Annotated in this window: 11 protein-coding genes, 1 tRNA gene and 1 pseudogene; 9 read left to right on the forward strand and 4 right to left on the reverse strand. The window is 73.1% G+C overall.

The window, feature by feature from the left end:
- The coding region (locus CITRIK5_RS12275; protein WP_236557179.1) for a DUF3662 domain-containing protein at nt 1-471 on the reverse strand (471 nt) is incomplete at its 3' end.
- Between the two features lie 197 nt (nt 472-668).
- On the opposite strand from CITRIK5_RS12275, the gene CITRIK5_RS10400 reads away from it, so the two are divergent.
- A tRNA-Leu gene (locus tag CITRIK5_RS10400) sits at nt 669-752 on the forward strand.
- 92 nt (nt 753-844) lie between these two features.
- On the opposite strand, the gene CITRIK5_RS10405 is transcribed toward CITRIK5_RS10400, so the two are convergent.
- Nucleotides 845-1195, reverse strand: a complete 351-nt coding sequence (locus CITRIK5_RS10405) for a universal stress protein (protein ID WP_043278910.1) — start codon at nt 1193-1195, stop codon at nt 845-847.
- Between the two features lie 176 nt (nt 1196-1371).
- On the opposite strand from CITRIK5_RS10405, the gene CITRIK5_RS10410 reads away from it, so the two are divergent.
- Genes CITRIK5_RS10410 through tctA form a run of 3 tightly spaced genes read left to right on the forward strand, consistent with a single transcriptional unit; the run spans nt 1372 to nt 4443 of the window.
- Nucleotides 1372-2379 carry a tripartite tricarboxylate transporter substrate binding protein gene (locus CITRIK5_RS10410; protein ID WP_020624448.1) on the forward strand — a complete coding sequence of 336 codons (1008 nt, stop codon included), beginning with the start codon at nt 1372-1374 and terminating at the stop codon, nt 2377-2379.
- Nucleotides 2376-2936 (forward strand): tripartite tricarboxylate transporter TctB family protein, encoded by a 561-nt coding sequence (locus CITRIK5_RS10415; RefSeq protein ID WP_044659842.1) that lies wholly within the window; start codon nt 2376-2378, stop codon nt 2934-2936. Before CITRIK5_RS10410 ends, CITRIK5_RS10415 begins: the two co-directional genes overlap by 4 nt.
- 1 nt (nt 2937) lies before the next feature.
- Nucleotides 2938-4443, forward strand: a complete 1506-nt coding sequence (gene tctA, locus CITRIK5_RS10420; RefSeq protein WP_044659843.1) for a tripartite tricarboxylate transporter permease TctA — start codon at nt 2938-2940, stop codon at nt 4441-4443.
- Between the two features lie 110 nt (nt 4444-4553).
- Here tctA and CITRIK5_RS10425 read toward each other — a convergent pair whose 3' ends face one another.
- On the reverse strand, nt 4554-5519 hold the full coding sequence (locus CITRIK5_RS10425; protein WP_044659844.1) for a CoA ester lyase: 966 nt from the start codon (nt 5517-5519) through the stop codon (nt 4554-4556).
- Between the two features lie 454 nt (nt 5520-5973).
- Between CITRIK5_RS10425 and CITRIK5_RS10430 the strand changes: the two genes are divergently transcribed.
- The 5 genes and pseudogenes from CITRIK5_RS10430 to CITRIK5_RS10450 all read left to right on the forward strand — a co-directional run.
- Nucleotides 5974-7254 (forward strand): Glu/Leu/Phe/Val dehydrogenase, encoded by a 1281-nt coding sequence (locus tag CITRIK5_RS10430; protein WP_044659845.1) that lies wholly within the window; start codon nt 5974-5976, stop codon nt 7252-7254.
- A gap of 296 nt (nt 7255-7550) precedes the next feature.
- Entirely contained in the window at nt 7551-8102 is a 552-nt protein-coding gene (locus tag CITRIK5_RS10435; RefSeq protein WP_044659846.1) for a YceI family protein, read from the forward strand.
- 72 nt (nt 8103-8174) lie between these two features.
- Nucleotides 8175-8900 (forward strand): dienelactone hydrolase family protein, encoded by a 726-nt coding sequence (locus CITRIK5_RS10440; RefSeq protein ID WP_061867203.1) that lies wholly within the window; start codon nt 8175-8177, stop codon nt 8898-8900.
- Between the two features lie 86 nt (nt 8901-8986).
- Complete coding sequence (locus CITRIK5_RS10445) at nt 8987-9892, forward strand: hypothetical protein (RefSeq protein ID WP_061867204.1); 906 nt, start codon at nt 8987-8989, stop codon at nt 9890-9892.
- 52 nt (nt 9893-9944) lie between these two features.
- Nucleotides 9945-11264 (forward strand): annotated as a pseudogene (locus CITRIK5_RS10450) (aminotransferase class III-fold pyridoxal phosphate-dependent enzyme); the annotation flags it as partial.
- Here the strand turns inward: CITRIK5_RS10450 and CITRIK5_RS10455 are convergent.
- Nucleotides 11150-12604: uracil-xanthine permease family protein (locus CITRIK5_RS10455; RefSeq protein WP_236557180.1), on the reverse strand; the 1455-nt coding region annotated here is incomplete at its 5' end. The pseudogene CITRIK5_RS10450 and the gene CITRIK5_RS10455 overlap by 115 nt on opposite strands.

Raw genomic sequence — 12604 nt, forward strand, 5'->3', positions numbered from 1 at the left:
GTCCTCGACCAGTCGGTCCGGCGCCGCGGCCGAGGCTCCCGGGCCGTGGGCGGTGGCGGGCGAGGCGCCGTCGTCGTGGGGGGCCGGGGCGGTGAGCGAGCCGTCGTCCAGGCGGGTGACGACGCGCAGGTCCCCGGCGCGCACGTCCGCGTCCGGGTGGAAGGCGACCCGGACCGTGCCGGGCAGCGCATAGCCCTGGGAGTCGGCGTGGCGGATGACCTCGTCGCACAGCTCGCTGGCGAGGGTGGACCCCCACGAGCGGGCGCGCTCGAAGTCGGCGGGGGAGAAGTGGACCACGTAGCTGTTGGGCGCGACCGTGTGGCCCTCGGACAGCGCGAACGACTCGTCGTCCATCGCCTGTCGCAGGGCCGAGGCGATCTCCACCGGCTTGACCGCCCGCGGACCGCCGGCCGAGAAGGCCGAGCGCACGGCCCGCTCCAGGCCGCGTTCGAGGTTGTCCAGAAGTCCCACGACGGGGCCCCTTTCCACAGTTGTCCGTCCCGATACTACGGGCCGGGCTGGGAGACCGCCGAGAACAGCGGGATTCTGCGGGGTGGAGCGCGGGTGGGAGACTGTCGATTTGCACGCCCGGGCGGGCGGGGGTTAGAGTATTCCTCGCTGCCTGTGACGGTCGCCGGATGCCCGGAGCCGAGAGCAGGAAGCCGCTCGCGCGAGTGGCGGAATTGGTAGACGCGCTGGCTTCAGGTGCCAGTGTTCGCAAGGACGTGGGGGTTCAAGTCCCCCCTCGCGCACCGAGGACGAAGGCCCCGGAACCGTGTGGTTCCGGGGCCTTCGGCGTTCCCGGGGTGGGCCGGGCGCGGGGCCGCCCGCCCGACGTCGGCCCTCACGGCTTGACGCACACCACCGGGACGCGGGCCTCCAGGATGATCTGCTGCGCGGCCGATCCCAGCAGCAGCTTGCCCACGGGGGAGCGGTGCTTCACGCCCACCACGATCCGGCTCGCGCCCACGCGCTCGGCGTGCTCGAGCAGGTCGCCGACGGCGTCCCGGCCGCGCTCCTGGGCGTGCGCCACGGACACGCCGACGCCGGCCTCGCGTGCCTCCGCCTCGTCCGGCTCGGTCCCGTCGAGGGAGAACCAGACCACGTCCTCTCCGCGCAGGGCCGCCTCCGCCAGGGCGGCCCGCCAGGCCGCGGCGCTCTCGGGGGTGCTGGTTCCGGTGCTGATGATCGTCATGGGGACCACTGTGCGTCATGGGCGCGGTCCCCGTCACCACCCGGGCCGGTTGTCGTCGGTCACTCTGCGGACGCGGAGCGCACGCAGCCTCGTCGCGCTGTTACGGTGACCTCCACCACTCGCACCTGTCCCCGGCGCCACTCCCTGGCGGCGGGGTGTCTCTGTTAGGAACCGCCATGTCCTCCACCTCCCCCGACGGCCCCCCGCGCCGACGCACGGGGATCGGCCGGATCGTCTTCAGCGTGATCGCGGTGCTCACCGTGCTCGCGGCCTCCGCCTTCTCCATCCGCTCGGCCTCGGGAGGGAACGACATCCGCACCAACCTGACCCTCATCGCCCCCGCGGCCGCCGGCGGCGGCTGGGACTCGTTCCAGCGCGAGCTGCAGCAGACCATGCGCGTCAACGGGCTGGTGAACAACGTCCAGGTGGTCAACATCCCCGGTGCCGGCGGCAACATCGCCCTCGGCCAGCTGACCACGCTCGAGGACGCGAACAACCTCATGGTGGGCGGCACCGGCCAGATCGCCGCCCACGCGGCCCGTGGCACCGGCCCCGAGCTCTCCCAGGTCACCGCGGTCAGCCGCGTCGTCGAGGAATACAGCCTCGTGGTGGTCCCGGCGGACTCGCCGTACCAGAGCATGGACGACCTGGTGAGCGCCTGGCGCGCCGACCCCGCCCACGTGGCGTGGACCGGCGGCGGCTCCTTCGACCAGCTCGTCATGGCGGACATCGCCCGCACGGCCGGCGTGCCGGTCGCGGACACCACCTACATCCCGTCCGACGGCGGCGGCGAGGCCATCCAGGCCCTGCTCAACGGCACCGCCCAGGCCTCCGCCGGCGGCTTCGCGGACATCTACCCGCAGGTCGAGGCCGGCCGACTGCGCGCCCTCGGCGTGGTGGCGGCCGAGCCGCTGGCCGGCGTCGAGGAGATCCCGACCCTGCGCTCCCAGGGCTACGACGTCACGCTCACCAACTGGCGCGCCCTGTTCGTGCCGCCGGGCGTCTCCGCGGAGGAGCGCACCGAGCTCGAGACCCTCATCGCCGAGGCGGTCGACACCCCCGAGTGGAAGGAGGCGGTGCAGCGCAACTACTGGAACCCCGTGCCCCTCTCCGGCACCGAACTCGAGGAGTTCATCGCCGCCGAGAAGGAGCGCATCGGCACGCTGACGGAGGAGATCAAGTGAGCCACGCATCCACCGTCCCCCCCGCCGCCGACGCCCCCTCCCGCTGGGGACGCGCCGCCGGGCTCTCCGGACTCGTCATGCCGGCCGTGCTGGCCGCGTTCAGCCTCTACCTGCTGCTGGGGTCCCTGACCATGGACACCGACGGCGCCGACTTCCCCGGCCCGGACTTCTTCCCGCTGATCCTCTCGGTCGCGGGCCTCGTGATCGCCGCCGCGCTCGCGGTGGAGGTCGTGCGCGTGCGCCAGGCCCCCGAGGGTCAGGCCGACGCGGACGGCGAGGTCGGCCAGGCGGCCGGCCCGCTGACCCTGTTCCACTCGGACTTCGGCGCGCTGGCCTGGTGCTTCCTCGGCTTCCTCGCGTTCGCCGTCCTGCTGCCCTGGCTGGGGTGGATCCTCGCCGGGGCGCTGCTGTTCTGGTGCATCACGCGCGCGTTCGGTGCCCCGCACCCCGTGTTCGACATCCTCGTCGCCCTGTTCGTCTCCTCGCTGGCCTACCTCGGCTTCGCGGTGGCCCTGGGCCTGACCCTGCCCTCGGGCATCCTGGGAGGTGGCTTCTGACATGGAGACCCTCGGACTCCTCATGGAGGGCTTCGCCGGAGCCCTCACCCCCATGAACCTGCTCTGGGTGGTGCTGGGCTGTCTGCTCGGCACCGCGGTCGGCGTGATGCCCGGACTGGGCTCCTCGATGGCCGTGGCCCTGCTGCTGCCCATGACCTTCGCCCTCGAGCCCACCGCCGCGTTCATCATGTTCTCCGGCGTGTACTTCGGCGGCCTCTTCGGCGACTCCACCATGGCCATCCTCATGAACACCCCCGGCCAGGCCTCGGCCATCGCCTCCACGTTCGAGGGCCACCGCATGGCCCAGAACGGCCGGGCGGCCCAGGCCCTGGCGACGGCGGCGCTCGGCGCCTTCATCGGCGGCATGGTGGCCTCGGTGTGCGTCGTGTTCCTCGCCCCCGTGCTGGCGGAGTTCTCCACGAGATTCGGCCCCGCGGAGTACTTCGCGCTCGCGCTCTTCGCGTTCGTGGCCACCTCCTCGGTGGTCGCCGACTCGGTGCTGCGCGGCCTGGCCTCTCTGGTGCTGGGACTGGGCATCGCCGTCGTCGGGATCGATGCGGTGACCGGCACCGAGCGCTTCACGATGGGCTCGCCGCAGCTGTTCGACGGCATCCCGCTGGTGACCGTCACGGTGGCGATCCTCGCGCTCGGCGAGGTGTTCCACGTGGCCTCCCGGGTGCGCCGCGAGCACGAGGACCTGCGCATCCGCCGCACCGGCCGGCCGTGGCTCTCGGGCGCCGAGTTCCGCGAGGCCGCCCCGGCGTGGCTGCGCGGCACGGCGATCGGCCTGCCGTTCGGCATCGTGCCGGTGGGCGGCTCCGAGGTGCCGACGTTCCTGGCGTACTCGGCCGAGCGGCGCCTGGACCGGCGCCGGGCGCATCCGCAGTTCGGCCGCGGCGCGATCCGCGGGCTGGCGGCCCCGGAGGCCGCGGGCAACTCGACCACCGGCATGGCGATGGGCGCGCTGCTCACGCTCGGCCTGCCCGTCTCCGCGACGGCGGCCATCATGCTGGCGGCGTTCCGCCAGTACGGGCTGCAGCCCGGCCCCCTGCTGTTCGACCGCAGCCCGGACCTCGTGTGGGCGCTGCTGGCGAGCTTCTTCATCGCGATGATCGTGCTGCTGGCGATCAACCTGCCGTTCGCGCAGCTGTGGGCCAAGCTCCTGCTCATCCCGAAGCACTACCTCTACGCGGGGATCACGCTGTTCTGCGGGCTGGGCATCTACGCCACCACGGGCGCGGTGTTCGACCTGCTGATGCTGCTGGGGATCGGCGTGCTGGGCTTCCTGATGAGGCGGTACGGCTACCCGCTGGCGCCGCTGATGATCGGCATGGTGCTCGGCCCGCTGGCGGAGACCAGCCTGCGCGACGCCCTGCTCAGCTCGGTGGGCGACCCGGCCGTGCTCGTCTCCACCCCCATCACGTGGGTGATCTACGGGATCCTGGCGATCGTGCTGGCGTTCTCGGTGCGGGCCGCCGTCGTGCGCCGGACGCGTCAGGACGTGTGAGCGGAGGCGGGATCCGCGCCCCCCGAGACAACGCGGGTTGAGTTGTCACCGGTGTGCGGCCTCCGCACCCGTGACAACTCAACCCGCGTTTCTGGTGGGCGGCGGCCCGCTCAGTAGTGGTACGTGTCCGACGGCGCCGTGATCGCGTTGTCCTGGTCCGGGTACCGCGTGGAGTGCACCCCGAACGCGGTGGCCAGCCCGAGGATCTTCTCCGCGCGCGCCTTGCGGGGCAGGTCGGAGCCGTTGCGGATCTCGCCGCCGTCGGCCTCGAAGTCCGCGAGGAACTCGTGGGCCCACGCCAGCTCCTCCTGGGACGGGCTGAGCCCCTCGTTCACGGCCGCGCACTGCTCCGGCGCGAGGCACAGCTTGCCGGTCATGCCGAACTCCGCGGTCACCGCCGTCGCCTCGGCGAGCTTCACGCCGGTGGAGCCCACGGTCGGCCCGTCGATCGCGCCCGGCAGCCCCGTGGCCCGCGCCGCGATCGTGAACTGGGACCGCGTGTACGCCAGCGCCATCGGCGACTCGCCCAGGCCGGTGTCGCGGCGGAAGTCGCCGATCCCGAAGGCCAGCCGGAACGTGCCCTTCGCGGCGGCGATCGAGTCGATCCGCTGCAGCCCGCGCGCCGTCTCCACGAGCGCCACGACGGGCACGCCGGGCAGCCGTCGGGCGGTCTCGTTCACGTGGTCCGTGGACTCCACCATCGCCAGCACGACGCCGGCCAGGCCGCCCTCGGCGACCGGCCCGCCCAGGTGCGCGGGCAGGGCCGCGGCGAGCGCCTCGACGTCCTGCTCCCACCACCGCGAGCCGTAGCCGTTGAGCCGCACCCAGCCGGTGTGCCCGGAGGTCAGCCAGGCGACGGCGTCCGCGCGGGCCTGGTCCTTGTCCTTGGGGGCCACGGCGTCCTCGATGTCGAGGATGACGATGTCCGCGGCCGAGTCCTCGGCGGGCTGGAACCGTTCGGGCTGGGCGGCGTTGACCAGCAGCCAGGAGCGGGCGAGCTCCGGATCGATGCGCTGGCCGGGCACGGGCTGGAACGCGGGGGAGGGGGTGATCGCGGCGGGCAGGGTCACGGTCATGAGGNCGATGGCGCTGGCGTACACGCGGTCCCAGTTCACGATCGCGGCGCGGGCCACGGGGCTGCCGGGCGCGATCGACGGGCCGACCGTGGGCTCCACCGGCGTGAAGCTCGCCGAGGCGACGGCGGTGACCGCGGAGTTCGGCATGACCGGCAAGCTGTGCCTCGCGCGGCGGACGGCCGGGGGACGGACCAGGTGGGCCCTGAGCGAGCGGCGTTGGTTCGACGCCGAAGGGCGCCGCGGGTGTGCGGCGCGTCCACAGCACAGTACACGCCACCGTGTCCGACGTCACCCGGGTGGGCGTGGATCTCGGCTCAGAAGGGGTGACGGGTGCGGGGGGAGCGCGTAGCGTTCATCGGGGTCCGGACGACGTCGGCCGCGCAATGGGGCGCGGCCCTCCGCGCGTCGGTCGGGCCGCGACACATCCCTGCCCACCGGACCACGAGGACGCTCAATGACGAGGATCCCCGCCGAGGACGAGGCCGTGACGGCCCCGTCCTCCCCGCTCGACAACGCCCTGGCCCAGCTCTCCGCCGCCGTGAAGACGCTCGGCTACGACGAGGGCCTGCACCAGATGCTCGCCGCCCCCCGCCGCGAGATGGCCGTCTCCATCCCCCTGCGCCGCGACGACGGCTCCACCGAGGTGCTCCGCGGCTACCGCGTGCAGCACAACTTCTCCCGCGGCCCGGCCAAGGGCGGCGTGCGCTTCAGCCTGGACGTGGACCTGGACGAGGTCCGCGCACTGGCCATGTGGATGACCTGGAAGTGCGCCCTGCTGGACGTGCCCTACGGCGGCGCCAAGGGCGGGGTGACCATCGACCCGCGCCAGTACTCGAAGGCCGAGCTCGAGCGCGTCACCCGTCGCTACACCTCCGAGATCCAGCCGATCATCGGCCCCGAGGTGGACATCCCCGCCCCGGACGTGGGCACGGACGAGCAGACCATGGCCTGGATGATGGACACCTACTCGGTGAACGTCGGCCACACCACGCTCGGCGTGGTCACCGGCAAGCCCGTCTCGCTCGGCGGCTCGCTGGGCCGCGCCTCCGCCACCTCGGCGGGCGTGGTCTACGTGGCGCTCGCCGCGCTCGAGCACCTCGGCATCGAGCCGTCGCGGGCGACGGCCGCGGTCCAGGGCTTCGGCAAGGTCGGCGCCGGCACGGTCGAGCTGCTCGAGGCGGCCGGAGTGAAGGTCGTGGCCGTGTCGGACCAGTACGGCGCCGTGCGCGACGACGAGGGCCTGCACTACGACGCCCTGCAGAGGCAGCTCTGGGACACCGGCTCCGTGAAGGACACCCCCGGCACCGCGCCCATGGACGCGGACGAGCTGCTCGAGATGGACGTGGACCTCGTGGTCCCGGCCGCCGTGCAGTCCGTGCTGACCGAGGAGAACGCCCCGCGCGTGCGCGCCCGGCTGGTCGTGGAGGGCGCCAACGGCCCCACCACGGGCGAGGCCGACCGCATCCTCGAGGAGAAGGGCGTCCTGGTCGTCCCGGACATCCTGGCCAACGCCGGCGGCGTGATCGTCTCCTACTTCGAGTGGGTCCAGGCGAACCAGGCCTACTGGTGGAGCCGCGAGGAGGTGGACGAGCGCCTGAAGCGGCGCATGGTCGCCGCATGGAAGGCGGTGCTGGCCACCTCCGAGAGCCGCCGCGTGAGCCTGCGCGAGGCCGCCACCCTGACCGCTGTCCAGCGCGTGGCCGAGGCCCACCGCACCCGCGGCCTCTACCCGTGACGGGGGGCGGCCCCGCCGCCTGACCCCGTCCGGCCGCCCGAGCGCGGCCCCGCTGCCCGACCGCGGGCCGACGGCCCGGAACCCCGGAGGTTCCGGGCCGTCGTCGTGGGCGGACGCGGCCTGATGTGCCCCCGGACCGTGACCTCCGTCTCTATTTCGAATTTTGACGATCAAGCGTGGACGGCCTGCCCGGATGATGTTTGAATTTGAAACAAGTTCGGAGGCCCAGGAGCCATCGCCGCCGCGGCGGCCCACCCCGGACACACCAGACAGACCCGCTTCAGAAGGAGCACCCCATGAACGCCATCACCACCGGAACCTGGAATCTCGACGCCGCCCACTCGGACGTCGACTTCGTCGTCCGCCACGCGGGCATCTCCAAGGTGCGCGGCACCTTCCACGCCGTGGAGGGCCAGCTCGTCATCGCCGAGCAGTTCGCCCAGTCCTCCGTGGACGTGACCGTCGACGTCGCCTCCATCAGCACCAAGAACGAGGGCCGCGACGGCCACCTGCGCTCCGCCGATTTCTTCGACGTGGAGCAGTTCCCCACCATGACCTTCCGCTCCACCGAGGTCCGCGGCGAGCCCGAGGAGTTCACCCTGGTCGGGGAGCTGACGCTGCACGGCGTCACCCGGACCGTGGAGCTTGAGGCCGAGTTCGGCGGCCAGGACAAGGATCCCTTCGGCGCGACCCGCGTGGGCTTCGAGGCCACCGGCGAGATCTCCCGCAAGGACTTCGGTCTGACCTGGAACGCCGCCACCGAGGCCGGCGGCGTCCTGGTCTCGGACAAGGTGAAGCTCGAGATCGGCGCCGCCTTCGTGCTGTCCGAGGCCGACGCCCAGGCCTGAGCCTGAGTCGACCTCGCGCGTCGAGACCGGGTCCCTCGATGAGGGGCCCGGTCTCCTCATAGGGTGGGGCCCATGATGGCTTCGAAGACCCCGCACCAGAACGTCACGTTCGACCTGCCCACCAAGGACGCCGGCCAGGACGGCGACCGGACGGGCCACGGCTACCTCGCGCTGCCCGCCTCCGGGAAGGGCCCCGGCGTGATCGTGATCCAGGAGTGGTGGGGCCTGGTGGACCACATCAAGGATGTGTGCGACCGCCTCGCCGACCTCGGCTTCGTCGCGCTCGCCCCCGACCTCTACGGAGGCTGGATCGCCCACGACGGCGACGAGGCCGGCGAGATGATGCAGAACCTGCCCGCCGAGGAGGGGGCCCGCCAGCTGGCCGGCGCCGTCGACTGGCTGCTCGCCCGGGACGAGGTGACCTCGCAGACCGTGGGCGCGATCGGCTTCTGCATGGGCGGCGGCTTCGTGCTCGCCCTCGCGGCCCAGCAGGGCGACAAGGTCTCCGCCGCCGTGCCCTTCTACGGCGTGGGCCAGGGCGTGCCCGGCGACTTCTCCGGCGTCACCGCCGCCGTCCAGGGCCACTACGCCGAGCAGGACGACTCCTTCCCCGTCGAGGACGCGCGGGAGCAGGAGCAGCAGATCCGTGAGGAGTCCGGGGCCGACGTCGAGTACTTCTACTACGACGCCCCGCACGCCTTCCACAACGACGAGAACCCCCAGGGCAACTACCGGCCCGAGGCCGCGGCCCTCGCCTGGGACCGCGCCGTCTCCTTCCTGAAGGAGAAGGTCCGCTGAGCGGCTCCCGTGGCGGCCGGGGCGGGAAGTCCCGCGCGAGCAGGGGCGGCCCCGCCCGGTCCACCCGCTCCGGCGGCGGGCGCGGCGTGGCCAAGGGCGTGAAGCCTGCGGGCCGCGCCGGGGGCGAGGGCCGGCGTCGTCCCGCGCCCGCGCCACCGGCCGACCTGCCCGTCCCGCCCGAGACCCTCTTCCTGGCCACCATCCCCGGGGCCACGCCGTCCACGTGGGTGGAGCGGTTCACCACGCGCCAGCGCACGGTGCAGCTCGTCAACCACGACGACGCGGCCCAGCTGGCCCACCTCGCCCACGACGCCGCCGGTCAGCCCCGCCACTTCCTGCCGCAGCTGGGCTACGTGCGGCGCCGACGCGACGTGCCCGTCGAGGAGTTCCTGCGCGCCGGCGGCGTCGACCCGCGGCACGTGCACCTCGTGGGCGTCTACTCCGAGCTGCCGGTGGTGTGCGTGGGCAGGGACCACCTGCTCGCCGCGTGGGACGTGGACGCGGACGGCCCGGTGCCGCCCGCCGAGCTCGACCCGGACGAGGAGCTGGATCCCGCCCGCTTCGCCCCGGCCCCCAGCCCGGAGCCGATGGACGCCGCCGAGCTGCCCGGCGCGGGCGAGCGGATGGCCCTGGAGATCGCCGCGTCCGGCGCCGGCCACGTCGTGCTGCCGATGTCCGTGGCCCGCATGTTCGGCCGCAAGGACGTGATCGTGCTGCCGCTGGCCTCCACCCTCGACGACACCGTGGGCCTGTCCCGCGCCGACCGCGAGGCCGCCGCCACGCGGTCCGCGCTCGCGGACGAGCAGGCGCGGGCCGAGGCGGAGGCGGGCGCCGCCGTCGTCGACGGGGCGGATCCCGCGGGCCACGGCGACGACGACGCCCGCCACCCCGGCTGGGACGTCGCCCTGGCCTGGCTCAAGGCGGCCGACTCGGAGCTCGTGCAGGCGTTCGTGGGGGTGGCGCGCGGGCGGCGGGGCGCCAGCTCGCGCTGAGGGCGGGCGCGCCTATGCTCGGAATGACCCGCATCACACTCAAGGAGGGCGCATGTCCGAGCATCAGCAGCACGTCGGCCGCCGGGACCCCCGGATCAGCGACGAGGCCATCGAGCGGGGCCGCCGCGCCCACGAGCTCGACCGCGCGCACGTGTTCCACTCGTGGAGCGCGCAGCGCGACCTGAATCCCATGACCATCCTCGATGCCGAGGGGTCGTGGGTGTGGGACGGCGAGGGTCGGCCCATGGTCGACTTCAGCGGGCAGCTCGTCTTCACGAACGTCGGCCACCGCCATCCGAAGATCGTGGCCGCGATCCGCGAGCAGGCCGAGACGCTGGCCACCGTGGCCCCGCAGCACGTCAACGACGCCCGGTCCGAGGCGGCCCGGCTGATCACGGAGCGGCTGCCGGAGTCCATCAACCACGTGTTCTTCACGAACGCGGGCGCAGAGGCCAACGAGCACGCGGTGCGGATGGCACGCCTGCACACGGGCCGGCACAAGGTGCTCTCCGCGTACCTCTCGTACCACGGCGCCACGCGCCTGACGGCGAACCTGACCGGCTCCCTGCGGCGCGTGGGCTCGGACTCGGCGTCCGACGGCGTCGTGCACTTCCAGCCCGCGTACACGTACCGCTCCGCGTTCGGCTCGGAGAGCGACGAGCAGGAGGCCGAGCGCGCGCTGGCCCACCTGCGCGACGTGATCGAACTCGAGGGCCCCTCCACCGTGGCCGCCGTGATCCTCGAGGCCGTCCCCGGCACCGCGGGCATCTTCCTGCCGCCGCCCGGCTACATGGCCGGCGTCAAGGAGCTGTGCCGCGAGCACGGGATCCTGCTGATCATCGACGAGGTCATGGTCGGCTTCGGCCGCGTGGGCGAGTGGTTCGGCCACCAGCTCACGGGCGTCACCCCGGACATCGTCACGTTCGCCAAGGGGGTCAACTCCGGGTACGTGCCGCTGGGCGGCGTCGCCATGAGCGACGACGTCTACGAGAGCTTCGCGACCACGCCCTACCCCGGCGGCCTGACCTACTCGGGCCACCCCCTCGCGTGCGCGGCCGCCGTCGCCGCGATCACCGCGATGGAGGAGGAGGGCATGGTCGCCCACGCGAAGCGCATCGGCGAGGAGGTCATCGGGCCGCGCCTGGCCGAGATCGCCGCGGCCCACCCGAGCGTGGGCGACGTGCGCGGCGCCGGCGCGTTCTGGGCCGTCGAGCTGGTGAAGGACCGGCAGACCCGGGAGCGGCTGGCCCCGCTCGGTCAGGTCGCGCCCGTGATGGGGCGGATGATGGCCGAGGCCAAGGACCGCGGGCTGTTGCTGTTCATGGCCGAGAACCGGTTCCACCTGTGCCCGCCGCTGAACATCTCGGACGAGGACCTGCGCTTCGGCCTCGACGTGCTCGACCAGGTCCTCGCCCTCGCCGACGAGGAGGTCGCGGCCGGCTCGGTGCCGCGGGCGCGGGCGATCGTCGTCATGAGGTGGTACACCACCAGGGCGGCGACCGTGCCGAGCGTGATGCCGCCGAACACGAGTCCGCCGACCACGAGCTGGGGGTCGGCGATCGCGATGATCAGGCCCGCACCCGCCGTCATGAGGTTCACGGTGTTGGAGAAGTCCACGCGGTTCTGCACCCAGATGCGCACGCCCATCATGCCGATCATCCCGTAGAGGATGATGCCCGCGCCGCCGGCCACCCCGGCCGGGATGGTGGCGACGGCGGCCCCGAACTTCGGCAGGAACGCGAGGGCGATCGCGGTCAGGCCGGCCACCCAGTACGCCGCCGTCGAGTAGACGCGCGAGCTGGCCATCACGCCGATGTTCTCCGCATACGTGGTGGTGCCGACGCCGCCGCCCGCGCCGGAGAGCATGGTGGAGAGGCCGTCCGCGATCAGGGCACGGCCGGTGAGCGGGTCCAGGTCGCGCTTGGTCATCAGCCCGACGGTCCTGACATGGCCGATGTTCTCCGCGACCAGCACGAGCACGACGGGCAGGAACAGGGGCAGCAGGTCCCAGCGCAGCTCCGGGCCGTGGAAGGGCGGCAGCCCGATCCAGGCGGCCTCCCCGACGGCGGCGAAGTCCACCTGGCCCTGCGCGAGGGCCAGTACGTAGCCCACCACGATGCCCACGAGGATGGACAGGCGGCCCAGGAGCCCCCGGAACGTCACGGCCGTGAGCACCACCGCCAGGGCCGTGCCGAACGTGGTGACGGGCACCTCCTGCATGGCCGTCGTCGTGGCGCCGGCGAGGTTGAGGCCGATCAGGGCCACGATCGTGCCCATCACCGCCGGCGGCATGAGCGCGTGGATCCACCCGGTGCCGGCGCGGTGCACGATCGCGCCGATCACCGTGAGCAGCAGGCCCGTCACGAGGATGCCGCCGAGCGCGGCCCCCGTGCCGCCGATCGTGGCGGCGGCCGTCAGGGGTGCGATGAACGCGAACGAGCTGCCCAGGTACGAGGGCAGGCGGTTGCCCGTGATGACCAGGAAGAGCAGGGTGCCCAGGCCGGAGAAGAGCAGCGCCGTCGTCGCGGGCATGCCGGTCAGGGCGGGCACGAGCACGGTGGCGCCGAACATGGCCATCACGTGCTGCACGCCGATGCCCACGGTCCGGGGCCAGCTCAGCCGCTCGTCCGGGGCGACGACGGTGCCCGGGGTGATGGTGCGGCCGTCGCCGTGGAGGCGCCAGCCGGGGCCGCGTGAGGGCCGGGTGGGGGT

It is taken from the genome of Micrococcus sp. 116 (genome assembly GCF_902506395.1).
In the GTDB taxonomy this organism is placed as follows: domain Bacteria; phylum Actinomycetota; class Actinomycetes; order Actinomycetales; family Micrococcaceae; genus Micrococcus; species Micrococcus luteus.